The sequence below is a fragment of the Streptomyces sp. NPDC051173 genome, from assembly GCF_040689515.1.
GTDB lineage: Bacteria > Actinomycetota > Actinomycetes > Streptomycetales > Streptomycetaceae > Streptomyces.
Genome location: NZ_JBFBBD010000103.1, coordinates 1 through 23,619, shown reverse-complemented (window position 1 = coordinate 23,619; position 23,619 = coordinate 1). Strand labels below are relative to the sequence as shown.

At 73.7% G+C, this 23,619-nt stretch carries 17 protein-coding genes; 9 read left to right on the top strand and 8 right to left on the bottom strand.

The annotated features are described in order from the left end of the window. Nucleotides 1-500 precede the first annotated feature (500 nt). Together AB0435_RS31675 and ptsP are read left to right on the top strand one after the other, a co-directional pair. Nucleotides 501-950, top strand: a complete 450-nt coding sequence (locus AB0435_RS31675; RefSeq protein WP_366007375.1) for a PTS glucose transporter subunit IIA — start codon at nucleotides 501-503, stop codon at nucleotides 948-950. A gap of 89 nt (nucleotides 951-1,039) precedes the next feature. Further along, a complete protein-coding gene (ptsP, locus tag AB0435_RS31670; RefSeq protein WP_366428526.1) occupies nucleotides 1,040-2,710 on the top strand; it encodes a phosphoenolpyruvate--protein phosphotransferase in 1,671 nt (556 codons plus the stop codon). Nucleotides 2,711-2,781: 71 nt separating this feature from the next. Here ptsP and AB0435_RS31665 read toward each other — a convergent pair whose 3' ends face one another. Continuing rightward, on the bottom strand, nucleotides 2,782-3,696 hold the full coding sequence (locus AB0435_RS31665) for a hypothetical protein (protein ID WP_366007377.1): 915 nt from the start codon (nucleotides 3,694-3,696) through the stop codon (nucleotides 2,782-2,784). Nucleotides 3,697-3,718: 22 nt separating this feature from the next. Continuing rightward, on the bottom strand, nucleotides 3,719-4,237 hold the full coding sequence (locus AB0435_RS31660) for a hypothetical protein (RefSeq protein WP_366428525.1): 519 nt from the start codon (nucleotides 4,235-4,237) through the stop codon (nucleotides 3,719-3,721). Nucleotides 4,238-4,259: 22 nt separating this feature from the next. Here AB0435_RS31660 and AB0435_RS31655 point away from each other — a divergent pair, with 22 nt between their 5' ends. Continuing rightward, on the top strand, nucleotides 4,260-4,700 hold the full coding sequence (locus tag AB0435_RS31655; RefSeq protein WP_366007379.1) for a hypothetical protein: 441 nt from the start codon (nucleotides 4,260-4,262) through the stop codon (nucleotides 4,698-4,700). Nucleotides 4,701-4,778: 78 nt separating this feature from the next. On the opposite strand, the gene AB0435_RS31650 is transcribed toward AB0435_RS31655, so the two are convergent. After that, nucleotides 4,779-6,785 carry an acetoacetate--CoA ligase gene (locus tag AB0435_RS31650; protein ID WP_366428524.1) on the bottom strand — a complete coding sequence of 669 codons (2,007 nt, stop codon included), beginning with the start codon at nucleotides 6,783-6,785 and terminating at the stop codon, nucleotides 4,779-4,781. 220 nt (nucleotides 6,786-7,005) lie between these two features. Here AB0435_RS31650 and AB0435_RS31645 point away from each other — a divergent pair, with 220 nt between their 5' ends. The 3 genes from AB0435_RS31645 (at nucleotide 7,006) to glpK (ending at nucleotide 11,941) form a co-directional block, all read left to right on the top strand. Continuing rightward, complete coding sequence (locus tag AB0435_RS31645; RefSeq protein WP_366007381.1) at nucleotides 7,006-9,432, top strand: glycoside hydrolase family 31 protein; 2,427 nt, start codon at nucleotides 7,006-7,008, stop codon at nucleotides 9,430-9,432. 130 nt (nucleotides 9,433-9,562) lie between these two features. Then, nucleotides 9,563-10,348, top strand: a complete 786-nt coding sequence (locus AB0435_RS31640; protein WP_366007382.1) for a M15 family metallopeptidase — start codon at nucleotides 9,563-9,565, stop codon at nucleotides 10,346-10,348. A gap of 84 nt (nucleotides 10,349-10,432) precedes the next feature. Next, a complete protein-coding gene (gene glpK, locus AB0435_RS31635) occupies nucleotides 10,433-11,941 on the top strand; it encodes a glycerol kinase GlpK (protein ID WP_366007383.1) in 1,509 nt (502 codons plus the stop codon). Nucleotides 11,942-11,950: 9 nt separating this feature from the next. Here the strand turns inward: glpK and AB0435_RS31630 are convergent, their stop codons facing one another. The 4 genes from AB0435_RS31630 to AB0435_RS31615 all read right to left on the bottom strand — a co-directional run bounded on the left by AB0435_RS31630 (nucleotide 11,951) and on the right by AB0435_RS31615 (nucleotide 16,023). Then, nucleotides 11,951-12,547, bottom strand: a complete 597-nt coding sequence (locus AB0435_RS31630) for an ATP/GTP-binding protein (protein ID WP_366007384.1) — start codon at nucleotides 12,545-12,547, stop codon at nucleotides 11,951-11,953. A gap of 130 nt (nucleotides 12,548-12,677) precedes the next feature. Continuing rightward, nucleotides 12,678-13,112 (bottom strand): DUF742 domain-containing protein, encoded by a 435-nt coding sequence (locus tag AB0435_RS31625; RefSeq protein ID WP_366007385.1) that lies wholly within the window; start codon nucleotides 13,110-13,112, stop codon nucleotides 12,678-12,680. Between the two features lie 8 nt (nucleotides 13,113-13,120). Then, a complete protein-coding gene (locus AB0435_RS31620; protein WP_366007386.1) occupies nucleotides 13,121-13,597 on the bottom strand; it encodes a roadblock/LC7 domain-containing protein in 477 nt (158 codons plus the stop codon). Beyond that, nucleotides 13,594-16,023 carry a nitrate- and nitrite sensing domain-containing protein gene (locus tag AB0435_RS31615; protein WP_366007387.1) on the bottom strand — a complete coding sequence of 810 codons (2,430 nt, stop codon included), beginning with the start codon at nucleotides 16,021-16,023 and terminating at the stop codon, nucleotides 13,594-13,596. The genes AB0435_RS31620 and AB0435_RS31615 overlap by 4 nt, the downstream gene beginning before the upstream one ends. Before the next feature lie 361 nt (nucleotides 16,024-16,384). On the opposite strand from AB0435_RS31615, the gene AB0435_RS31610 reads away from it, so the two are divergent. From AB0435_RS31610 to AB0435_RS31600, 3 genes are all read left to right on the top strand, one after another. Next, on the top strand, nucleotides 16,385-16,735 hold the full coding sequence (locus AB0435_RS31610) for a hypothetical protein (RefSeq protein WP_366428523.1): 351 nt from the start codon (nucleotides 16,385-16,387) through the stop codon (nucleotides 16,733-16,735). Between the two features lie 81 nt (nucleotides 16,736-16,816). Beyond that, nucleotides 16,817-17,965, top strand: coding sequence for an L-histidine N(alpha)-methyltransferase (locus tag AB0435_RS31605; RefSeq protein ID WP_366007389.1), 1,149 nt, complete (start codon nucleotides 16,817-16,819; stop codon nucleotides 17,963-17,965). Between the two features lie 105 nt (nucleotides 17,966-18,070). Next, a complete protein-coding gene (locus tag AB0435_RS31600) occupies nucleotides 18,071-18,706 on the top strand; it encodes a hypothetical protein (protein ID WP_366007390.1) in 636 nt (211 codons plus the stop codon). Nucleotides 18,707-18,715: 9 nt separating this feature from the next. On the opposite strand, the gene AB0435_RS31595 is transcribed toward AB0435_RS31600, so the two are convergent. Continuing rightward, complete coding sequence (locus tag AB0435_RS31595; protein ID WP_366428522.1) at nucleotides 18,716-23,479, bottom strand: hypothetical protein; 4,764 nt, start codon at nucleotides 23,477-23,479, stop codon at nucleotides 18,716-18,718. Nucleotides 23,480-23,619: the final 140 nt, after the last annotated feature.

The following is a 23,619-nucleotide window of genomic DNA, read 5'->3' as shown; positions in this document are numbered from 1 at the left end:
GCGTCCCAGCCATACGGCTGAGGACGGGGTATTTTATAGTCTGGCGTTGACTTTTGGCACGCTGTTGAGTTCTCAAGGAACGGACGCTTCCTTTGGCCCCGCTTCCGGGCCCTCCGGGCGCTTCCCTTCGGTGTTCCACCACTCTATCAGGAGTTTTTCCGCTCCCTTACCGCTCGCTTTCCGCAGTCACAATGGACACACGGGCACACAGGCGGATCCGGGAAAAGGATCATATCCGATAGGTGCCACCCCTCGCCTTGCCAGCAGTTGACTGCGGGCCTCGGTCGTGGGCAGGGATCTGACAGTACAGCTACCGGCGGGGCGAGGCAAATCGATTCCGGGGCCGTCCCCCGCGCATAGGAGGGGCCTCCGGGGGCTGCGCCGGGTGGCCCTCACTCGTGCGGAATCCGCAGTTCCTATGACATACGCTTCTGGCCAGCGCGCCGTCCAGGACAGGCAGTGACGGCGTGTGATGAATCTTCACCCCTGGGAGGCTTCCCATGACCACCGTGACGTCCCCTCTTGCCGGACGTGCCATCGGACTCGCGGCAGTGCCCGATCCGGTCTTCTCCGGCGCGATGGTGGGACCCGGTACCGCTATCGACCCCGTGCGCGAGCCCTCGGCCGCGGTCTCGCCCGTCGACGGCGTCATCGTTTCGCTCCACCCCCACGCGTTCGTCGTCGTCGACGGCGAGGGGCACGGCGTGCTGACGCACCTCGGCATCGACACCGTCCAGCTCAACGGCGAGGGCTTCGAGCTGCTCGTCAACAAGGGCGACACGGTCACGCGCGGCCAGGAGGTCGTGCGTTGGAACCCGGTCGCCGTCGAAGAGGCCGGCAAGTCGCCGATCTGCCCGGTCGTCGCGCTCGAGGCCGTGGCCGACTCGCTCGGCGACGTGCGCGAGGACGGCGACGTCAAGGCGGGCGACCAGCTCTTCAGCTGGCAGTGAGCCGGCCCCGTCCCTGAGGACAGACAGGGACGGCACGTACGACATCCACCGCGGCGGTCCGAGCCGCCGCATCAACGGAGACGGGTGAAATGGAGACAACGCTGCGAGGCGTCGGCGTGAGCCACGGTGTGGCGATCGGCGAGGTGCGGCACATGGGCACGGCGGTGCTGGAGCCGCCGGCGAAGCAGATCCCGACGGACGAGGCGCCGCGCGAACAGGGCCGCGCCCGCCAGGCCGTGGAGGCTGTCGCCGCCGACCTCATCGCGCGCGGCAACCTGGCCGGCGGCGAGGCCCAGCACGTGCTCGAGGCCCAGGCCATGATGGCGCAGGACCCGGAGCTCATGGCGGATGTCGAGCGGCGCATCACCGTCGGCAGCACCGCCGAGCGCGCGGTCTACGACGCCTTCGCCGCCTACCGCGCGCTGCTCGCCAACGCGGGTGAGTACCTGGCCGGCCGGGTGGCCGACCTCGACGACGTGCGGAACCGTATCGTCGCGCGGCTGCTGGGCGTTCCGATGCCGGGCGTGCCCGACAGTGACGAGCCGTACGTGCTGATCGCGCGGGACCTCGCACCCGCCGACACCGCGCTGCTCGACCCGACCCTGGTGCTCGGCTTCGTGACCGAGGAGGGCGGGCCGACCAGCCACAGCGCCATCCTGGCCCGGGCGCTGGGCGTGCCCGCGGTCGTCGCCCTGCCGGGCGCCGGTGAGCTGGCCGAGGGCACGGTCGTGGCCGTGGACGGCAGCACGGGTGACATCTTCGTGGAGCCGAGCGACGAGAAGCGCGCGGAGCTGACGAAGGCCGCCGAGGCGCGCAAGGCCGCGTTGACCGCTTCGTCCGGGCCGGGTGCGACGTCCGACGGGCACAAGGTGCCGCTGCTGGCGAACGTCGGCGGTCCGGCCGATGTGCCGGCCGCGGTCGAGGCCGGTGCGGAGGGCGTGGGCCTGTTCCGTACCGAGTTCCTCTTCCTGGACGACAGCCAGAAGGCGCCGTCCGAGGCCAAGCAGGTCGAGGCGTACCGCAAGGTGCTGGAGGCGTTCCCCGAGGGCCGCGTGGTCGTGCGGGTGCTGGACGCGGGCGCGGACAAGCCGCTCGACTTCCTGACGCCAGCCGACGAGCCGAACCCCGCCCTGGGCGTGCGCGGTCTGCGCACGCTGCTGGACCACCCCGAGGTGCTGCGGACGCAGCTCACCGCGCTGGCCAAGGCCGCCGAGGGGCTGCCCGTCTACCTCGAGGTCATGGCCCCGATGGTCGCGGACCGTACGGACGCGAAGGCGTTCGCCGACGCGTGCCGTGAGGCGGGGCTGCGTGCCAAGTTCGGCGCGATGGTGGAGATTCCCTCCGCCGCGCTGCGGGCCCGCTCGATCCTGCAGGAGGTGGAGTTCCTGTCGCTGGGCACCAACGACCTGGCGCAGTACACCTTCGCCGCCGACCGTCAGGTCGGTGCGGTGTCGCGGCTCCAGGACCCGTGGCAGCCGGCGCTGCTCGACCTGGTCGCGGCGTCCGCCGAGGCCGCGAAGGCCGAGGGCAAGAGCTGTGGTGTCTGCGGTGAGGCCGCGGCGGACCCGCTGCTGGCCTGTGTGCTGACCGGTCTGGGTGTGACCAGCTTGTCCATGGGCGCCGCGTCCATTCCTTATGTGCGCGCGACCCTGGCCAAGCACACGCTCGCGCAGTGCGAGCGCGCGGCTGCCGCTGCCCGTGCGACGGACTCCGCCGAGGAGGCCCGTGTGGCCGCGCAGGCGGTGCTGTCCGGCGAGTGAGCCGGTGACATGCTGACGCGTCGTCAGATGTGGGAGGTGCCCCGCCGGGTCGGCGGGGCACCTTTCGCGTTTCAGGCCGTGGGGTGCCCGTCTCCTTCCGTGGGCTCGGTGAGGTGCAGACCCGCGCGGTAGTCGACGCCGGGCTCGGGCGGCACCGGTTCGCCGGTCCGGGCGTCGGTGCAGTAGGCGGCGAAGACCTCCGCCTCACTGAGCGGCCTGAGCCAGCCGTCGCGCAGGCTCCAGCCCCGGACCGTGTCGCGGTGGCCGGGCGCCGCGGTGCGCATGACGACTCCGCCCGGCCGGTCCGTGGCGATGCCCGCCGCCAGGACCGTGCAGAACACGAGGGCGGCGGCTTCCCCGAGGTGCAGCTCGCCGCCGTCGCCGTGTTCCGCGTGGAGGACGGCGACGAGCGGGGTGGCGCCTTCGGCGGGGACGCTGCACACGAGGTGGTGCCTGCCGGGGCCGGCCGCCTCGATGAGCTTCCGCAGGGCCTGGGTGGCGCGGGCGAAGGCGGCCCGGCCGATGTCCTCCCCGCAGGAGGCGCAGTCGCCGCCGCGGGTGAGCAGTGACGAGGCGTACTCCCATGTCGCCTGCTGTTCTGCCTCGTTGACGAGCTGGGGCAGGAGTCTGCGGATCGGCTGGCCCTCGTAGGTGACTCTGGCGCCCGTCGCCGCGACCTCTGCCGTATAGCGGGTGCGGCTGGCCGGGGTGTCGGGGTCGAGGTGGGCGTCCGCGCAGAACTCCTCGTAGTCGACGGGGTCGAAGAGGGCCACGCTGGTGTGCGTGCCCTGGGCGGCGAGTGACCGCAGCAGCCCCTCCATCTGCCGTAGATACGTCGCGTGGTCGTCGAACAGGAACGATCCGTACCGCCTCATGGCGGCGAAGTCCTGCTCGTCCGCCAGCACGGCCACCGTGCTGGGCACTTCTCGGCGCAGTGCGCGCCGCGTCGCCGGTCGTCGGTTGCCGCTGTTCCTGGTGTACGCCATGGTTCCCCCTCAGCACAGACGATCAATGCTCACTCACCGTAACCGGTGGCACTGACAACGCCGTTGTGCCGCGGTCGCGCACCAGGTGCCGCTGGGTGCAGCAGACCACGGCGAGGGCGGCGCCGAGGCCGAGCCAGCCGGCGGGGCCGGTGGCGATGGCGCAGGTCATGGCGAGGGGTCCGATGCTGCGCTGGGCGGCTTGGGCGAGGCCGTGGACGCCGAGGTAGGCGCCTTGGGCGGTGGGTGGGGCGAGGGTTACGGAGAGTTCCCAGGAGACGGTGGCATGCAGCATCTCGGCGACGGTGAAGGCGGTCGCGGCGAGGGTGAGGGCGAGGGTGGCGAGCCAGGGTGTCGCGACGACCGAGGCCGCGAGGGCGGCGCCTCCGGCGAGGAAGGCGGCGCCCAGTGGGAGAAGGGTGGCGCGTGCGGCGCGCGGGGTGTTGCCGAAGCGGGCGAGGGGGACCTGGAAGCAGACCACGAGCAGGTTGTTGAGGACGAGGAGGAGCGGTACGGCCTGATGCGGTGCGGTGGTGGCGGTCACGGTCCACAGCGGGAGGCCGATCTTGAAGACGGGGGCGTGTGACGCGACCACCCTGGCCCGGCACGACGGGCGGCTGCTGCTGACGTCGGGCTGGGTGAGTCACGCCTTGCAGGAGACGGTGGCGAGCCTGCTGACGGACCCCGCCGCCCAGGATCTCGTACGGCAGGCGGACGCCGCCTACGCGCTGCGGCGGCGGACGCTGCTGGACGAGCTGGCGCGGCGCGGGATCGCGGCGCACGGGGCGAGCGGCCTGAACGTCTGGGTGCCGGTGCGGGACGAGGCGGCGGTGGTCAACGGGCTGCGGTCGTCGGGGTGGTGGGTGGCCGCGGGAGCGCGCTTCCGGTCGGCGGCGGGGCCAGGGGTGCGGGTCACCGTGACGGAGCTGTCCCCGTCGGAGGCCGGGCGGTTCGCGGCCGACTTCGCGGAGGCGCTGGGGGAACGGCAGGCGACGTACGGAGGGTGAGGCGGGTGGACGGGGTTCCCCGCCCACCCGCTCCGTGGCCGATCAACAGGGATGGTCAGGAGGGAGCGGACCCGTCCGTCACGCCCGCTCGCGGCCCAGCTTCTCGTAGAAGTGCAGCAGCTCGACGTTGTCGACGGAACCGGGGTTGACCGCCTTCTCCAGGGGCGTGCCCTGGAGAAGGCGCTTGACGGGGACCTCTATCCGCTTGCCGGTGAGCGTGTGCGGGATGCCCGTGACCTCGATGACCTCGTCGGGGACGTGACGCGGTGAGAGCTGCTCACGGATGGTGCGCTTGATGCGGCCGAGGAGCTCCTCGTCCAGCGTGGCACCGGGGGCGAGGTGGACGAAGAGCGGCATCCAGTAGCCGCCGTCGGGCCGTTCGACGCCGATGACGAGGGACTCGCGGATCTCGGGGAGCCGCTCGACGGCCTCGTAGATGTCCGAGGAACCCATCCGGACGCCCTGGCGGTTGAGGGTGGAGTCGGAGCGGCCGTGGATGACGACGCTGCCGCGCGAGGTGAGGGTGATCCAGTCACCGTGCCGCCAGACGCCGGGGAACATCTCGAAATAACTGTCGCGGTAACGGCTGCCGTCGGGGTCGTTCCAGAAGCGGACCGGCATGGACGGCATGGGGGCCGCGACGATCAGCTCGCCGACCTCGTCGACGACGGGCTCGCCGTGCGCGTCCCACGCCTGGAGGTCCGTGCCGAGGCAGGGGGCCTGGAGCTCGCCGATGTGCACCGGGAGCGTGGGCACGGCGCCGGCGAAGCAGCTGCACACGTCCGTGCCGCCGCTGACGGAGGCGATCCACATGTCGGCGGCGACCTCGTCGTGGAGCCAGCGGAAGCCGTCGGGGGGCAGCGGTGAGCCCGTGGTGGCCACGCATCTGACGCGGGAGAGGTCGAAGTCGCGGCCCGGGTGGACCTCGGCCTTGCGGCAGGCCATCACATAGGCGGCGGAGGTGCCGAAGAGCGTGGCTCCGGTGCGCTCGGCGACGCGCCACTGGGCCGCGGTGTCGGGGTGGCCGGGGCTGCCGTCGTAGAGCACGACGGTGGAGCCCACCAGGAGGCCGGAGACGAGGAAGTTCCACATCATCCAGCCGGTGGAGGTGTACCAGAAGAAGCGGTCGCCCGGGCCCAGGTCGCAGTGCAGGGCGAGCTGCTTGACGTGCTCGACGAGGATGCCGCCCTGGGACTGCACGATGGCCTTGGGCAGACCGGTGGTGCCCGACGAATAGAGCACCCACAGCGGGTGGTCGAAGGGGACCTGCTCGAAGACGGGCTCCACCGTGCCGGAGGTGAGGGCGTCCCACTCCAGCGCGCCCTCGGGGGCCGGGGTGCCCAACAGCGGGATGTGCACCACGGCGCGCACCGTGGGCAGCCCCGCCCGCAGCTCGGTGACGGTGTCGGCCCGCTCGTGGCGCTTGCCGCCGTAGTGATAGCCGTCGACGGCGAACAGCACGACCGGCTCCACCTGCTGGAAGCGGTCGAGGACGCTGCGGGCCCCGAAGTCGGGGGCGCAGGAGGTCCAGACTCCGCCGACGGCCGCGGTGGCGAGCAGGGCGACGACGGCGTGCGGGACGTTGGGCAGATACGCGCTGACGCGGTCACCGGGACGGACTCCGAGCCTGCGGAGCTCGGCGGCCAGCGAGCCCACCTGGGCGCGCAGCTCGGCCCAGGTCACCGGGCGCGGATCGTGCGTCTCGTCGGTGTGCAGCAGGGCCGGCTCGTGGGCGCGGGCGGGGTCCTCGGCGGTGCGCAGGGCGTGCTCGGCGTAGTTGAGCGTGGCGCCGGGGAACCATACGGCGCCGGGCATCGCGGGGTCGGCGAGGACCCTCTCGTACGGGCTGGAGAAGCGCACGTCGCACCACTCGGTGACGGCCTGCCAGAAGCGCTCCAGCTCCGTCACGGACCAGCGGTGCAGGGCGGCGTAGCTCGCGGCGGGGTCGCCGGGGACGGGGGCGGGCGCGCCGTGCTGCTCGGCGGCCCAGCGGTGGAAGCGGGTGACCTGTGCGCGGGCGACGCGGCCCTCGCCGGGGCTCCAGAGGGGCTCCGGTCGGTCGGCGGGCTGCGGTGCGGTGGTCATCGTGGCTGCTCCCGGCTGTACGCGTCGTGGGCGTCGCCGCGCACGCCGTCTGGGTGCCGTGCGTGACGCGGCTGAGCAGGACGATGCCACGTGATCGACTCGCGCACCAGCCCTGTGGATAACCCGTGAGCGGGCCCACTGGTGTCCGCTGGATCCCCCGGGGGTGAACGAGTGTTGAACGGAGCGCCGCCCCGGGAGTGGCGGTGGCAGGCTGAGCAGCATGGATGCGCGTGATCTGCTGCGGTTAGTGAATACGGTCGGGACGGCACGGGGCCTGCGGTCCCTGCGGTGGGCCTGGCGCAGGCGGTGGGCGGACGCAGCAGGTCTGCCCCGGCGGGGCGCGGAGCGGGCGCGGGTGCCGGGGGCGGTGCGCGGGGCAGAGTCGCTGCCGGGCGGCGGGGTGGTGCGGTTCGCGCGGTCGTCGCTGCGGGTGCGGGTGGCGGTGGGCGGCGCGGTGTTCTGCGGCTGGGACGGCGCGGAGCCGGAGCCGTCGTACGCCTTGGCGGGACAGGTGCCGGAGGCGGACGAGCGCGCGGTGCTGGAGCCCGACACCGACGGCGGCTGGCGCGTGGTGTCCGAGAGGGTCCTGGTGGTCGTGGGACGCCACGGCGCGGTGGAGGTGCGGACGCCGGGCGGGGTGGTGCTGCGGCGCGATCTGCCGCCGCGGTGGTGGGAACCGGTGGATCCGGCGGCCCGGGAGGTGGTGGAGGCGCGGTGGACGCAGCGGTCCGAAGTGGCGGCCGACGCGCGGTTCTTCGGCCTGGGGGGCAGGGCGGCGGGGCCCCGGTTGCGGGACGGTTCGTACCGCCTGTGGAACACCGACCCCGGCGGTGCCTTCGAGCCGGGTGACGATCCGCTGTACATCACGATGCCCGTGCAGTTGGTGGTCGCGGACGCGGGTACGCATCTGGCCTTCCACGACAACACCTGGGACGGCCGGGTGACGTTGCGCGAGGGTGAGGAGGGCGCCGGGTCGGGCCACGACCGGCCGGGCAGCTGCGAGGTACGGATGGACGGCGGTCCGCTGCGCTCCTGGGTGGTGGTGGGCACGCCCGCGCGCGTGCTGCACACCTGGTCCTCACTGACGGGAGCCCCGGCCCTGCCGCCTGCCTGGGCACTCGGACCGCAGCACTCGCGCTGGGGGTTCGGCAGCGAGCGGGAGGTGCGCAGGGTCGTCGCGGGGTACCGGGAGCGCGGGCTGCCGCTGTCCGCGGTGCACCTGGACATCGATCACTATCAGGGGCATCGCGTCTTCACTGTGGACCGGCAGCGGTTCCCCGATCTGCCCGGTCTGGCAGCCGAGTTGCGGGAGCAGGGGGTGCGGCTGGTGTCCATCGTGGACCCCGCCGTGAAGGCCCGGCCGGGGGTCGCGGTGTACGACAGCGGCACGGCGGCCGGTGCGTTCGTGCGGGACGCGCGCGGGCGGGAGGTGCGCGGCGAGGTGTGGCCCGGTGAGTCCGTCTTCCCCGACTTCACCGATCCCGGGGTGCGCCAGTGGTGGGGCGGGCTGTACGCGGAGCGGCTGGCGCAGGGCTTCTCCGGGGTGTGGCACGACATGAACGAGCCGGTGTCGTTCGCGGCGTTCGGCGATCCGTCGCTGCCGCGTTCCGCCCGGCACTCGCTGGAGGGCCGGGGAGGTGACCACCGGGCGGCGCACAATGTGTACGGGCTGGGCATGGCGCGCGCGGGTTACGAGGGGCTGCGCGAACTGCGTCCGGAGGAGCGTCCGTTCCTGTTCTCCCGGTCGGGCTGGGCGGGCATGCAGCGCTACGGCGGCACGTGGTCCGGTGATGTGGCGACCGGCTGGCCTGGGCTGCGCGCGTCGCTGGCGCTGGTCCTGGGGCTGGGGCTGTGCGGAGTGCCGTATTCGGGCCCGGACGTCGGCGGTTTCACCGGTCATCCGTCGCCGGAGCTCTTCCTGCGCTGGTTCCAGCTGGGCGCGTATCTGCCGCTGTTCCGTACGCACGCGGCGCACGACGCGGGCCGCCGGGAGCCGTGGGAGTTCGGGACGGAGGTGCTGGAGCACGCGGGTGCGGCACTGCGGGAGCGGATGCGGCTGTTGCCGTATTTCGTGACGCTCGCGCACCTGGCCCAGCGCACGGGCGCGCCGTACGTGCGGCCGGTGTGGTGGCGTTCGCCGGAGGACCGTGCCCTGCGTGACTGCGAGGACGCGTTCCTGCTGGGTGATTCGCTGCTGGTGGCGCCGGTGCTGGAGCAGGGCGCCGACCGGCGGGCGGTGCGGCTGCCGCGCGGGCGGTGGTACGACACGGCGACGGGGCAGGCGCACGAGGGGCCGGGGCAGGTGCTGCTGGACGCTTCCCTGTCGCGCGTGCCGGTGCTGGCGCGGGCGGGTTCCGTGGTGCCGGTGACCGGGGCGGACGGTGGGGTGGAGCTGGAGGTGTGGGCGCCGGCGGCCGGTCGTACGGGTGGCGGGGTGCTGGTGCCGGACACGGGTGAAGGGTGGGCCGCACCGTCGGTCGCGCGCTTCACGACGCGGCTGCGCGACGGTGTGGTCGAGGTGGAGCGGGAGGGGGCGGAGCACGTGGGTTATCCGGTCCGGGTGCGCGGTGCCGCGGACGGCACTCTCCCCCGGCCCGGCCGCTCCCTGGACCGGAGTTCCGCTCCGGAAGGGCCGCAAGGGTCGTAAGAGGCTTTTCGTGTGCGCCCGGTGCCCCGGTTTCCCGTACGCGCCCGCGCTCCGCAGCGGCGGACCACGGCGGGGCGCGGATACCGAAGGGCTCTTCCGCGTGCGCCCGCGCTCTGGTACCTGGGACACCATGTCGAGACTCTCCGCAGCGCTGCGCGCCCTCGCTCTGCCTCTGGCCGGCCTCCTGGCCCTCTCCTCCGCCCCGGCCGCGCACGCCCGGCCGACGGAGCGGAGACCGCCCGCCGGTTTCGTGGCACTGTCCGACGTCGATCCGACGATCCTCCAGGAGGTGCGGTACGCCACCGCGCACAACTTCACCGGCCATCGTGTCGACGGCTACCGGCGCCCCGTGTGCGTCCTCACCCGTCAGGCCGCCCGGGCGCTGCACCGGGCGCAGCGTGCCCTGCTGCCGTGGGGTTACAGCCTCAAGGTGTACGACTGCTACCGGCCGCAGCGGGCGGTCGACGACTTCGTGGCCTGGGCGAAGAATCTCGCGGACGAGCGGATGAAGGGGGAGTTCTACCCCCGGGTCGACAAGTCGCGGCTTTTTGACGACGGTTACATCGCCGCGAAGTCAGGGCACAGCAGGGGCAGCACGATGGATCTGACGCTGGTGCGGCTGCCGGCCCGGCCGACGCGTCCGTACCGCCCGGGTGAGCGGCTGGTGCCCTGTTACGCGCCGCAGGAGCGCAGGTTTCCCGACAACTCCGTGGACATGGGTACGGGGTTCGACTGCTTCGACACCCTCGCGCACACGCTGGACCCCAGGGTCGGCGGTGTGCGGCGCGATCACCGGCTGCTGTTGAAGTCCACGATGGAGCGGGCCGGTTTCGTCAATCTGCCGGAGGAGTGGTGGCACTACACGCTCCGCGGGGAGCCGTTTCCCGACACCTATTTCGACTTCCCCGTGGGGTGACGGCGGCGCTTGACGCTCCCGTACGCCAGGTGAACACTGCCCGTTCGAGCAGTGTGGGCCAGCGCAGTCCTCCGAGGAGACGCCATGACGGGCTCGTACGTCGCCGCGATCGACCAGGGCACCACCTCCAGCCGCTGCATCGTCTTCGACCGGGACGGGTCGGTCGTGGCCGTGGACCGGCGTGAGCACCGGCAGATCTTTCCCCGTCCGGGCTGGGTGGAGCACGACGCGGCCGAGATCTGGTCGAAGGTGCGCGCCGTGGTCGCGGGCGCGCTCGCCGCGGCGGGGCTGCGGGCGGAGGAGCTGAGCGCGCTGGGCATCACCAACCAGCGGGAGACGACGGTCCTCTGGGACCGTTCGACGGGCAAACCGGTGCACAACGCGGTCGTCTGGCAGGACACGCGGACGGCCGCGCTCTGTCACGACCTGGGTGGCGCGGACGGGCCCGACCGCTTCCGGGAGGCCACCGGGCTGCCGCTGGCCAGTTATTTCTCCGGGCCCAAGGTGGCCTGGCTGCTGGAGCACGTGCCGGGGCTGCGCCGGCGGGCGGAGAACGGGGAGATCGCGTTCGGCACGGTCGACTCCTGGCTGATCTGGAATCTGACGGGCGGCACGGACGGCGGGGCGCACGTCACCGATGTGACCAACGCGGGGCGCACGCTGCTGATGGACCTCGGCACCCTTCAGTGGGATCCGTCGATCCTGGCCGAGCTGGGCATCCCGGAGGCGGTGCTGCCGGAGATCCGGTCCTCCGCCGAGGTGTACGGGACGGCGGTGGGCCCGCTGGCCGGGGTGCCGGTGGCGTCGGCTCTGGGTGATCAGCAGGCGGCGGTGTTCGGGCAGACCTGCTACGGGGTGGGCGAGGCCAAGAACACGTACGGTACGGGTAGTTTCCTGCTGCTCAACACGGGCGAGCGGCCGGTGCCGTCGAAGAACGGGCTGCTGACGACGGTCGGTTACCGGCTCGGCGGGGAGGCGCCCGTCTACTGTCTGGAGGGGTCGATCGCGGTCACCGGTGCGCTGGTGCAGTGGTTCCGCGACCAGTTGGGCCTCATCCGCTCCGCCGACGAGATCGAGCCGCTGGCGGCGAGCGTGCGGGACAACGGCGGGGCGTATGTCGTGCCCGCGTTCTCCGGGCTGTACGCCCCGTACTGGCGCTCCGACGCCCGTGGTGTCATCGCCGGGCTGACCCGCTACGTCACCAAGGCGCACCTGGCGCGGGCGGTGCTGGAGGCCACGAGCTGGCAGACCCGTGAGGTCGTGGACGCGATGTTCCAGGACTCCGGGGTGCCGATCACTTCGCTCAAGGTGGACGGCGGCATGACGGTCAACGGTCTGCTGATGCAGCACCAGGCCGATGTGCTGGGGGTGCCGGTGATCCGGCCCGTGGTCGCCGAGACGACGTGTCTGGGCGCCGCGTACGCCGCCGGGCTCGCCACCGGTGTGTGGGGCGGTCTGGACGAGCTGCGGGCGCACTGGCGGCAGGACGCGGAGTGGACGCCCCGGATGGGCGCGGCGGAGCGGGAGGTCGAGTACGGGCGCTGGCGCAAGGCGGTGGAGCGCAGCTTCGGGTGGCTCGACGGGGGTGGCTGACGGGGGTGGTTAGGGGCGGACTTGCGGAGCTTCGCGTTCCGTGACGCCGGTGGCGATGGCGTGTTCGACGACGGAGATCAGGACGTGCTTCACAGACTCGCGCTCGCGGGCGTCGCACATGACGACCGGCACGTCCGGGTCGAGGTCGAGCGCGTCGCGCACGTCGCTCTCGGGGTAGCGGTCGGCGCCGTCGAAGCAGTTGACGGCGAGGGTGAAGGCGATGCCGCGCCGTTCGAAGTAGTCGACGGCCGCGAAGCAGTCGGCGAGGCGGCGGGTGTCGGCGAGGACGACGGCGCCCAGGGCGCCCTGGGCGAGCTCGTCCCACAGGAACCAGAAGCGGTCCTGGCCGGGCGTGCCGAAGAGGTAGAGGACCAGGTCGTCGCGGAGGGTGATCCGGCCGAAGTCCATGGCGACGGTGGTGGTGCGCTTGGTCTCGACTCCCGTGAGGTCGTCGACCGGGCGCCCGGCCTCCGTGAGCGTCTCCTCCGTGCGCAGGGGCCTGATCTCGCTGACCGCGCCGACCATGGTGGTCTTGCCCACGCCGAAGCCGCCGGCCACGAGCAGTTTGAGGGCGAGCGGGGCGGTGGCTGTGCGGGTGGGTGTCATGGCGGCCTCCTTCGGGGGTGATCGTTCCGCATCGGTCGTGATCACGACAAGTTTTTTCGGCCCCTTGGATGCCCGCCGATACCCCCGACCCGACGACCCGGCCGCCGCACGGTGTGCGGCGGCCGGGTCGTCACAGTGCCCGGAGGGCGTCGATGACGTCCCTGAGGACGGTCTCGTCGGGGAGCTCCGCCGGTGGCACCGGGCGGGTGACCCGGACGAATCCCGCGTCCAGCAGGTCGCCGACGAGCACCCGCAGCACGCCGACCGGCAGGTCGAGTTCGGCGGCAAGTTCCGCGACGGACTGCGGGCGTGTGCGCGAGAGTTCGACGATGTCGAGGTGCTCCGGCGAGAGCGTCCGGTCCGCGACGGCGTGCGCGCCGGAGGGTCCGGCCAGGGCCTCGTCGGCGATGACCACCGCGATCAGGTCGAGTTCGCCGCCGTCCGCGCCGCGGGTCCGGCCGCGGGTCATGGCGTACGGGCGGACCACCGGACCCGCCGCGTCGTCGTACCACCGCACCGCGGCGTGTGCGTCCGCGGCGGTGCGGTGGCCGTCGTCCCCGGTCATGCCGGCCGTCACCCGTCGGCGGCCACGCCGGTCCGCGGAGCGGTGGCCAGGTGCGCGCCCACGCGCTTGACGAGCAGCGTCATCTCGTAGGCGACCAGGCCGATGTCGGAGTCGGCGTCGGCGAGCACGGCGAGGCAGCTGCCGTCGCCGGCGGCGGTGACGAACAGGAACGCGTTGTCGAGTTCGACGACGGTCTGGCGGACCTGGCCGGCGTCGAAGTGGCGGCCCACGCCCTTGGCCAGGCTGTGGAAGCCGGAGGAGACGGCGGCGAGGTGCTCACCGTCCTCGCGGGAGAGCCCCTTGGATGTGCCGGTGGCCAGGCCGTCGCCGGAGAGCACCAGTGCCTTGCGTACGGTGCCGACGCGCTCGACCAGGTCGTCGAGCAGCCAGTTCAGGTCACCGGTGGCTCCCGGCCGCCGCTCGTTCCCGCCGACGGGCGTGCCGTCGGTCCCGGTGGTGCGTATCGCGGCTTGCGGTGCGGTCATGGGCCGTCCCCCTCGTGTGTGGTTCCTGGTGCTGTGGTTCTCGTGCCGGTTCCATGATCCTCCCGGCCGCGCTGCCAGCCGCGCTGGAGGGCCGCCATGCGGGCCCGCACTTCCTCGGCGTCGCGTTCGGGTTCCGCGGCGGCGCTCTGCGAGGGGGCGTCCGGCGGGCGGCGGACGGGGTCGTTCCGCAGCTGTGGGGCGAGGCTGGCCTGTCGTACGCGCCGGGGCAGCCCGCCGGTCGGGGTGCGTTCGTCGTCGGCGTCCGGGCCGCTGCCGTCGGGGACCAGGACGGGGGGTCTGCGGCGGGGCAGCGGCTGCGGTCCGTCGCCCGCCAGGTGGTGCTGTGCCTCGCCGTCGTCGGGCCCGGTGTCGAACGGGCAGAGCGGGAGCTCCGGTTCGGCCGGGGCGTGCCGGTGCCGGCCGGGCAGCGGGGCGAGGCCGGGCGCGGCGAGTGCCGACAGCGGTGACAGGGGCGTCGTCGCGCGGTCCCTGGGCAGCTCCTGCGCCCCGGTGTCCTCGTCGTCCGGTGCCGCGCCCTTGCCCGCGGTGGTGAGCAGCGCGAGGGGGACGAGGACGACCGCGGTGGTGCCGCCGTACGGGGAGGGCTGGAGCGAGACCTTCACGCCGTGGCGGCGGGCGAGTCTGCTGACGACGAACAGGCCGAGGCGGTCGGTGTCGGACAGCTCGAACTCGGGGGTCTCGGCGAGCCGGAGGTTGGCTTCGAGCATGAGGTCCGGGGCCATGCCGAGGCCGCGGTCGTGGATCTCGATCGTGAAGCCGTTGGGGACCCGCTCCCCCAGGACCTGGACGCCGGTGTGCGGCGGGGAGAAGACGGTGGCGTTCTCCAGGAGTTCGGCGAGGAGGTGGGTGAGGTCGCCGACGGCGGGCCCGTGCACGGCGAGGCGGGGCAGGCGGCGCACCTCTACGCGTTCGTACGCCTCGACCTCGGCGACCGCGGCCCGCACGACGTCCATCAGGGGGACGGGTCTGCGCCACTGCCGGGCGGGGGCGGCTCCCGAGAGGATGACGAGGCCCTCGGCGTGGCGGCGCATGCGGGTGGTGAGGTGGTCGAGGCGGAAGAGGTCGGCGAGTTCCCCGGTGTCCTCGGTGCGGCGCTCCATGGCGTCGAGGAGGGTCAGCTGGCGGTGCAGCAGCACCTGGCTGCGGCGGGCGAGGTTGACGAAGACGTCGGAGACGCCGCGGCGCATGTCGGCCTGTTTGACGGCCGCTTCGACGGCGGCGCGCTGGAGGGTGTTGAGTGCCTGGCCGACCTGGCCGAGTTCGTCGGGGCCGAAGTCGCGGCGGGGCGCCTCGGCCTCCACGTCGATCTGTTCGCCCGCGGCGAGGCGGCGCATCACGATGGGCAGCCGTACGCCCGACGCCTCGTGTGCCTCCTTGCGCAGGGCGCGCAGGTCCCGGACCAGGCCGCGGCCGACCTTGAGGGAGATGACGAGCGAGCAGACGAGGGCGACGAGCCCGAGGACGCCCGCGGCCGCGGCCTTGACGAGGACGACGGTGGCGGCGGGCTGGACGCGGCCGGCGTAGCGGTCGATGGCCTGGGTGCCCATCCGGCCGAGCTCGTCGAGGACGGTCCCGGCGGCGGAGTTCCAGCGCTGGGGGTCGACGGCGTGCGGGGCGCGGTCCGCGCCCGCGAGGACGACGGCGTCCTCGATCGAGCGCAGGGTCCCGGCGCTGCTGCCGCGCCAGTAGTCCTCGTAGACCCGCTGGTCCCCCAGGGGCATGACGGCGAGGCTGGTGCTGTAGAGGACCTGGCGTTCGGCGACGCGGTCGGAGAAGGCGCGCAGGTCCTGGCGGCTCATGCTGCCCGCGGTGAGCGCGGAGGCGAGCAGGGCGTCCTCGCGGGAGAGCGCCTCGCGGGCGCGGGCGATGTTGACGAGCGCGCGGCCCTGCTTGTCCAGCTCGGCGTCCTGGAGGGCGCTGAGGGTGCTGAGGAAGGCGTAGTAGGGCTCGACGAGTTCGTTGTACGCCAGGAAGGCGCCGTGGCGGCTGATGGTGTCGTCCTCGGCCTTGCGGCGCACGTCGTCGAGGTCGCCGAGGCTCTTCTCGATGGCGGTGAAGCGGGCCGCGGCCTGGGAGGTCATGCCGCCGCGGGCGTCGGCGCCGGAGCGCAGGGCGGCGACGGCCCTGTCGGTGGTGCGCTGCCGTGCGCGCAGGTCGGCGAGGTTGTCGGAGCGGCGGGGGTCGGCGAGGTGGACGAGGGTCTGGCGGCGTTCCTGCTGGAGGGCGCGGACCATGTCCTCGGCGGGGTAGCCGACCTTGCGCATGACGTCGGCGACGGTGAGCAGTTGGGCGGCCTCGCTGCCGGTGATCACGGTGGCGAAGGCCCAGAGGGCGGTCAGCGACACCAGCGGCACGAGCAGCAGCGCCACGATCTTCCGGCGGATCGACTTCCCGCGAAAGCGCATGGCCTCCCCAACGTCAATCCCGGCGCCCCGGGGTGGTGTTCCGACAACAATGCGGCGTGAGCCTACTACTGCGTGGTACGGGTCCCGAAGGCCAGTGCGGTGACCGAACGGCGGGTGTGGCGGCGGTGGGTCCCTTGTTGTCCGGTGATTCCAGGACTTTTCGGCCTGGCTGGATTGCCCTCCCCATGGGAACCTTTGGGCACCGTCGATCGCTCTTCATGCAGGGGACCGGTGTCGGCACGGGGGACGGTTCGGGTGGCGTTATGCCCGGCCCCTCTCCTTTTGCTCCCGTTCGGTCCCCTTGTCGAGCGTCTTTTGGCAGCAGCCCCACAAGGGCGGCCACTGGGGGAGGTGAGCGGTCATGGACCCGAATCGCGACATCCCGTCGTACCGGAGCCGCCCGCTGTGGGTCGAGGAGCCGGCGCGCCGGCCGCGGATGCCGGATCCGGTGCGCACGGCGGCGGTGCGCGCGGCCCTCATCGGCGCGGTGACGCTGGTGGAGGGGATGGTCGCCGCGCTGTTCGCGCTGGCCGGTTCGTGGCTCGCGCTGCCCGCGCTGCTGTGTGTCCTGGCGAGCGTGGTGGCGGCGACCTGGGCGGTGCTGGACGTGTGGGTGACGCGGCAGGTGTGGCGGCAGCGCCATGGTGTGGTGTCCGTGCCCAGCAGTTCGGCCCGTCCGGTGCGCCGGGCGCGTCGTCCCCGCTTCCCCTGATCGTCAACTGCCGGGTAGGTTCGGCAGTTGACGGGCACACGCCGCCGGTCGGGGCGGCCGGGTCGGATGGGGGTCGGCACGATGGTGGAGCGTGAGCAGGCGGTGCACCGTATTCCGGAAGTCCTCCGGGACAGCGGATGGACCGTCTGCCTGGTCGGCGAGGAGCAGTCGGGCAAGCTCGCCCAGGTGACCGCGGGGCTTCGGCACCGCCCGGACGGCTCGGGCTCGGGCAAGCTGATCACCTCCGGCTTCTCCTACTGGGGCCTGGAGTCGACCGTGGCCTGGGCCCACGCGTGCAACGACCTGTACTACCCGGTGATGCGCGAGAGCATCGCCTCCTTCAGCCGCCGCTGGCGCGGCATGGGCGACCTGCTGCCGGAGGGTCCCCTGCACTATGTGAGCCTCGGCCCCGGCACGGGCCAGAAGGACCAGGCCCTGCTGCGGTCCCTCGACGGCCGCGGCCGGTGCGGCTGTTACATCCCGGTGGACGTGAGCGCCGAGATGCTGCGGCTCGCGCAGCGCGAGGCGCTCCAGCACCTGCATGTGCCGGTCGCCGACGTGCTGCCCGTGCAGCTGGATTTCTCGCTGCCCGCCAATCTCGACCGGCTCAGCACGCTCATCCGCCGCACGGTGGGCGAGGAGCCGGTGGTCTATTCGCTGCTGGGCAACACACTGGCCAATTTCGACAGCGACACCCAGCTGCTGGCGCTGCTCGGCGAGAAGCTGCTGCGCCCGCAGGACCGATTCCTGCTGGAGGTCGCGAGCACGGCCGGGCAGGACGAGCCCGCGGCACGCGCGGCCGCCCAGGAGTACGAGAACAGCCCCCGCTTCAGGGAGTTCGTCACCAGCGCCCTGATGCAGTACACGGATCTCCAGATCGACCTCAACAGCATCACCTACGAGGGGCTCGTCGAGGACGACCGGGCGCTGCTGATCAAGGTGGTCTACCACAACCGCACGGGGGCGACGCTGGAGTTGACGCTGCCCGACCGCAGTACGGTGCCCTTCCCCGACCAGGACACCATCCGGCTGCTCCTCAGCCGGAAGTACACCCTGAGCGGTCTGGAGAAGATGCTGGTGGAGGCGCGGCTGACCAAGGTGGGCGAGACGCACGAGACCGGGCACACGGCCTTCGACCGGCCCGCGTTCGGGATGGCGCTGCTGCTGCTCCAGGCCGGTGACGTGCCCCGGGCGGGGCGGGCCATAGGGCCCAATCCGTTCGGCGACTGAAGCGGCCCGGATCCGTTCGCGGCCGATGATCACCCGGCGGGTAACCACAGCCGGCTGAAAGCCCCTTGTTCCGCCCCTCCTCGGGACGCTCGATAAGGACATCTGATGGGTATGGTCAGCCGGCTCAGCCGGCAGTTCTTCGCTGCCGCCACCATCGTCTGTCTGCTGACCGCGCTCGGCATCTGCGTCTGGTGGGTGTGCGTCGCCCAGGGCCAGGGCAGCCACTTCGAACCGGCCACCTCCGGGCTCGCGCTGGTCGCGGCCATCACCGGGGTGTACGCGGAGCGGCGGGCCGCCGCCCGGGAGCGGCGGGCGCAGGCGCTCTACGCCCTCGCCGGCGAACTGGTGAAGAACACCGAGCTGCTCGACGGCGAGGGCTTCGCGCCCCTGGACCCCGAGGCGCCCAAGGCCCGGGTCTATCCGCGGCTGGTGCAGTCCGCGAGCGACGCCGCGCTGGTGTCCGGGGTGTTCTCCGAGCCGGGGCACGACGAGCTGATCGCCCTGCTCCACCACTGGCGGGACGCGGTGCACGACTTCAACCGGCGGCTGGATCTCACCGAGCTCCGCACGTACGTGGGAGCCGTGCCGCCCGAGGAGTTGCTGGCGATCGACGCGGCGATGCACCGGGAGGACGGCCAGCTGGACAGGGTGCGGAGGTTACGGGTGCGCGTGGAGACGCTGCTGCGGGAGCGGTACGGGGAGGGGGCGCGGCTTCTTCCGCCGCCGCACCCCTCCCCGTGACCGGGCCCGCTACGCCCCCGCCGGCACCGGCTCCTCCTCCGCCGGGCGGCGGTACATCCGGGTCGCCGTGATCTGCCCGTGGACCTTCTCCTCGTCCGGGTCCTGCTGCTGCGGCAGGCCGGGGCGCAGGTGTTCCTCCACGCTGATGTACTTCAGGCCCGCCCGGAGGTCCGCGTCGTTGCGCAGGCGGATGACCAGCGGGAACTCCGCCAGGGCCGTCGTGTCGAACAGGCCGGTGGTGTAGAGCAGCTGGACGCCCAGCGCGTCCGCGACGGCCCGCTGGAGCTCCAGCAGATACGTGGCGTTGGCGCGGCCGATCGGGTTGTCCAGGAACAGCGTGCCCGCGTACCGCTGCTTGTCGCGGCCGCGGTCGTTGCTGCGCAGGGCCGCCATGGTGCAGTACAGCGCGATGGCCGCGGTCAGCAGCTGGCCGCCGGAGAAGACGTCTCCCATCTGGCCGACCGACACCCGCTCGGCGCGCAGCACCGCGTCCGGCTTGAGGATCTCGACGGCGACGCCGCGCGGTTGCAGCGCGGCGGCGACGCCCCGCAGCAGCAGGGACATCCCGTCGCGCCGCAGGTCGGAGTTCCGCTTGACCGCGGAACGGGTCGCCTCGTCGATGACCTCGCCGAGGCGTTCGGTGAGCGTGGCCTGGTCGGGGTCCTCGAAGCGGATGCGCAGGAACTCCTGGCCGGACCACTCCCCCAGGCCCTCGGGCAGCCGGGAGAGCCGCTGGGCGGAGCGCAGGGTGGTGAGCGAGGACTCCACGAGTCCGCGCAGCCGGTCGACGATGCTGTCGCGGTTGCGCTCCAGCTGCTCCAGCTCGTCGGTCAGCACCCGCAGCCGGGGCGCGAACGCCTCGGCCCACGCGGCCGCGTGCTCGGGCAGGGCCGCGGCGGGCAGCTCGCGGATCTGCTGGCGGGCGGGGGTGCGCACCTGCTCGTAGCGGGTGGAGTTGGCGTGCCGCACGAGGATGTCGCTCGCCTCGCGGACGGCGGCCTCGGCGGCCGAGAGCTCTCCGGCGCAGCCGCGCAGGGAGCGGCGGGCCTCGCCCGCGGCCTGCCGGGCCTCCTCCAGGGAGCCCCGGTACGGCTCGGGCTCCTCGGTGTCCTCCTCGGGGGTGCTGTCGCGCAGCAGGTCGCGCAGGAGGGCCGCGGTGTCGTCGAAGCCGGTGGTGGCGTCCTCGGCGGCCCGGTGGGCCCGCAGCAGGTCGCCGTGCGCCCTGCGGGCGGCCTCCAAGGCGTCGGTGCGGGCGGCGAGTTCGGCGGTGGCGGTGCGCAGCAGCTCCTTGGCCCGGTCGGCGTCGGCGGGCACGAGCTCGTCGGGGAGCTCGGTGTGCGCGTCGCCGTCGGCGGGTGCCAGGCGCTCGGCCTCGCCGCGGAGGCGGCCGAGCTGCTCGCTCGCGGTGGAGGCGCGGGTCTCCAGCATCCGGACGAGCTGTTCGGCGCGGGCCGCCGCGGCCTGGCGGGAGGGGCCGTCGGCGCCGTCGGTGCCCTCCAGGAGCTGGGCGGCGCGGGTGCGGACCTTGTTGGTGAGGCGGTCGAGCTCGGCGAGGGCGGCGCTCTCGTCGCTCTCGGCGCGGGCCTGTTCGGCGCGCAGGTCGGCGCCGACGCCGACCTTCTCGTAGAGCTGTGACGCGGCGCGGTACGCCTCGCGCAGGGCGGGCAGGGAGGCGGTGGGCGGCTCCACGGCGTCGGAGACGTCGTCGGGGGCGCCCGCGATCTCGGCGCGCTCGGCGCGCAGCGCGCGGGCGGTGCGGCGCGCGTCGTCGGCCGCGCGCTGGGCGGCGCGGCGGTCCTCGTCGGCGGCGCGGGCCCGGTCCACGTACGCGGCGGCGCGCTCCTCGGACTCGGCGGCCTCCTCGGCGAGTTCACGCAGGCGCGTCTGCCAGGCGGCGCGCTCGCGGAGCCGGTAGGCGAGTCCGGCGAGGGCGTCGGCGACGCGCCGGGCGCGGGCGGCGACCTCCTGGCGCTCGTCGCGCACCCGGGCCGCCTCGGCGGCGCTCTCCTCGGCCTCGGCGCGGGCCGTGCGCAGCTCGGCCAGCTGCTCGTGGGCGGTGTCGGCGGCCGTACGGGCCCGCCCGGCCTCGGCGGCCAGCTCGGCGAGGCGGCCGGCCGGGCAGCCCGCGCGCCAGGACGTCAGCCGGGCGGCGAGCGTGCGGTCACCGGCGAGGCGTGCCGCTATGGCGCGGATCTCCTCGTCGCGGGCCGTGGCGCGGGCGCGCAGCGCGTGGCGCTCGTCGTCGGCGGCGCGCTCGTCGTGCATGGCGGGGTTCGGCGGTACGAGAAAGACGCCGGAGCCGGCGGAGTCCTGGGCGTCGCGCGCGGGCGGCGGGGCGAGCAGGGCGGCGGCGGTGCCGACGGCGACGGCGGAGCGCGGCAACAGCGAGGCGGCGCCGAGGACTTCGCGGGCCCGGGCGTGCGAGTCGGCGTCGGTGATGACGACGCCGTCGACGAGTTCGGGGCGGGTCGCGAGCACGGCGGCGTGGTCGGCCGGGTCGACGGCCTGGGCGAGGTAGCGCCAGCCGGGCAGGGCGGGGATGCCGTGCTCGCCCAGGTACTCCACGGTGGCCAGCACATCGGGGCTGGGGGGCAGCAGCCCGCCGTCACCGAGCGCGCCCAGGATCCGGGCGTCGTCGGCGGCGGCGGTGCGCAGGTCGAACATCTGCCGTTCGGAGATGGCGACGCTCTCGTCGAGCATCTCGCGCAGGGCGTCGGCGTTGCGGTCCACCTCCTCGGCGGTGAGGGGGCCGGTCGCCTGGCGGCGCGCACCGTCGGCCCCGGCCGTTCCGCCGTCGGGGCCGGTGCCCTCGGCGGGGCGGCGCGGGGCGGGCGGCCGTTCGCCGCTCCCGCTCTCCTGTCCGGGGGTGGCGCCGCGCTGGCCCGGCACCTGGCCGGAGGCCACCGGCTCGGGCAGGCCCAGGAGTTCGACGAGGCGCTGCTCGGCGCCGAGGGCTTCGGCGGCGCGGCGCTCGGCGTCGTGGGCCGATTCCGCGGCGGTGGCGGCGTCGGCGGCGCGGGCGGCGGAGAGTTCCGTGCGGGCGAGGGCGGCGGCCGCCTCCTTGGCCTGCTCGGCGGACTGCCGGGCCGTCTCACGGGCCGCCTCGTACGCGGCGACGGCAGGCTTCTCGGCGTCGCTCGCGGCGAGTGCGGCGCGGGCGGGGTCGGCGTCGGGGGCGGTGTCGTCGAGCCAGCCGGCGCGGACGGCCTCGGCGGTCTCCTGCTCGACCTCGGCCAGGCGCTGGCGCAGGTGGCCGGTCTCGCTGCGGGCGCGCTGGGCCTCGGTGGCGGCGGCGGTGGCGTCGCGGTGGGCGGCCTCGCCGGCTTCCTGGAGTGCGGCGGAGCGCTCCTCCTCCTCGTTGGCGACCCGCTCGCCTTCCCCGGCGGCGCTGTTGAGGGCGCGTACGAGCTCGGTGGCGGCCTGGGCGCGGGCGGCGAGGGCGGGGGCGGCGTCGCGCTCGGCCTCGCGGATGGCGGCGGCCACGCGCGCGGAGCGGTCGGCGGCGGCTCGGTGGCGCAGGACGGTCTCGGCGGCCTGCCAGGCGGAGTGCAGGGTGCGGGCGTCGTTGAGCTCGCGGCGCTGGGCTGCGGCGGCCTTCTCGGCGGCGGTGAGCGCCAGGGAGGCGTGCCGGTAGGCGATCTCGGCGGCGACCAGGGAGCGGCGGCCGCGCTCGGTCTCGGCGTCGGTGACGGCGTGCGCGGCGGCGGCGACCTGCTCGGCCAGCTCGGCGGTGCGGCCGCGCTCCTCGGTGCCGCGCGCGGAGAGCGTGCGGGCGAGGGCGCGGGAGCGGCGCTCGGCGCCCGCGTGCACGCCGCGTGCCTGGTCGCGCTTGACGGCGGCGTCGGCGATGCGGGAGAGCAGGTCGAGGGAGCCTGCGGTGAAGTCGCGCTCGGCGGTCAGCTCGGCCCTGCGGCCGAGCTTGTGGGCGAAGCCGTGCACGAGGTCGGCGAGGCCGTCGGTGTCACGGGTGTCGGTGACGGCCCGCAGGAGCAGGTCGGTGAAGTCGGAGTCGTTCTTGACGGCGAAGAGGCCGGCGGCCTCGCCCTCGTCGGCGTTCATCTCGCGCTGGTAGCGGAAGAGTTCGGGGTCGAGGCCGAGCTCGCCGAGGTGTTCGTTCCAGCGCTCGTGGATCTCTTCCCAGATCACGTCCAGGTTGGGGTACGCCTTGCCGGCCTCGGTGAGGGCGTCGCGGAAGCCCTTCATGGTGCGGCGGCGGCCCCGTGCGCCGGAGGCGCCGGAAAGCGCAGCGCCGGAGGCGCCGTCCGCGGCGCGCAGGGCGGTGGACTCGGCGACGGGCAGCGAGTCGAGGCTGAGCCCCGGGCCGGGCCGGAAGGAGTACCACGCCTCGGCGAACTTCCGCGGGTCGCCCGAGACCTGGCGGCCGCGCCACTCGCTGACCTTGCCGACGACGACGGACTCGCCGGTGAGGACGTGCTGCCACTCCAGGGCGACGTGCCCGCAGTCGTCGGCGAGGAGGAACTTGCGCAGCACGCCGGAGCTGGCGCCGCCCAGGGTGTTGCGGTGGCCGGGCAGCATGACCGAGAAGATCAGCTTGAGGAGGACGGACTTGCCGCCGCCGTTCTCCAGGAAGAGCACGCCCGCGGGTGCGGGGCGGCGGGGCGGGCCGGTGGGCTCGTCCTCGAAGAACTCCGCCTGCGCGGGCGCGGGGTCGGGCACCGGGGCGCCGACTCCCCGCAGGTCCAGCACGGTGTCGGCGTAACGCGCACCGGCGGGCCCGATGGAGTAGAGGCGGACCCGGGACAGTTCGTACATGGCGGACTCTCGTTGTCGTGACGGGCGGTGGTCAGGAGGCTCCCGGCTAAGGGGTGTCTGATGGATCTCCGTGGGGAAGGAGCGGCGTCCGGTGCGTGCTCTCGGCGTGCCGGCCGGAAGCCCTCGTACTGGGCGTACTC

What these genes read in the sequence shown, in the direction of transcription:
- AB0435_RS31675 (WP_366007375.1), top strand. Translation starts at nt 501, where the DNA reads ATGACCACCGTGACGTCCCCTCTTGCCGGACGTGCCATCGGACTCGCG.
- ptsP (WP_366428526.1), top strand. Translation starts at nt 1,040, where the DNA reads ATGGAGACAACGCTGCGAGGCGTCGGCGTGAGCCACGGTGTGGCGATC.
- AB0435_RS31665 (WP_366007377.1), bottom strand. Translation starts at nt 3,696, where the DNA reads ATGGCGTACACCAGGAACAGCGGCAACCGACGACCGGCGACGCGGCGC.
- AB0435_RS31650 (WP_366428524.1), bottom strand. Translation starts at nt 6,785, where the DNA reads ATGACCACCGCACCGCAGCCCGCCGACCGACCGGAGCCCCTCTGGAGC.
- AB0435_RS31645 (WP_366007381.1), top strand. Translation starts at nt 7,006, where the DNA reads ATGGATGCGCGTGATCTGCTGCGGTTAGTGAATACGGTCGGGACGGCA.
- AB0435_RS31640 (WP_366007382.1), top strand. Translation starts at nt 9,563, where the DNA reads ATGTCGAGACTCTCCGCAGCGCTGCGCGCCCTCGCTCTGCCTCTGGCC.
- glpK (WP_366007383.1), top strand. Translation starts at nt 10,433, where the DNA reads ATGACGGGCTCGTACGTCGCCGCGATCGACCAGGGCACCACCTCCAGC.
- AB0435_RS31630 (WP_366007384.1), bottom strand. Translation starts at nt 12,547, where the DNA reads ATGACACCCACCCGCACAGCCACCGCCCCGCTCGCCCTCAAACTGCTC.
- AB0435_RS31625 (WP_366007385.1), bottom strand. Translation starts at nt 13,112, where the DNA reads ATGACCGGGGACGACGGCCACCGCACCGCCGCGGACGCACACGCCGCG.
- AB0435_RS31620 (WP_366007386.1), bottom strand. Translation starts at nt 13,597, where the DNA reads ATGACCGCACCGCAAGCCGCGATACGCACCACCGGGACCGACGGCACG.
- AB0435_RS31615 (WP_366007387.1), bottom strand. Translation starts at nt 16,023, where the DNA reads ATGCGCTTTCGCGGGAAGTCGATCCGCCGGAAGATCGTGGCGCTGCTG.
- AB0435_RS31610 (WP_366428523.1), top strand. Translation starts at nt 16,385, where the DNA reads ATGGACCCGAATCGCGACATCCCGTCGTACCGGAGCCGCCCGCTGTGG.
- AB0435_RS31605 (WP_366007389.1), top strand. Translation starts at nt 16,817, where the DNA reads ATGGTGGAGCGTGAGCAGGCGGTGCACCGTATTCCGGAAGTCCTCCGG.
- AB0435_RS31600 (WP_366007390.1), top strand. Translation starts at nt 18,071, where the DNA reads ATGGGTATGGTCAGCCGGCTCAGCCGGCAGTTCTTCGCTGCCGCCACC.
- AB0435_RS31595 (WP_366428522.1), bottom strand. Translation starts at nt 23,479, where the DNA reads ATGTACGAACTGTCCCGGGTCCGCCTCTACTCCATCGGGCCCGCCGGT.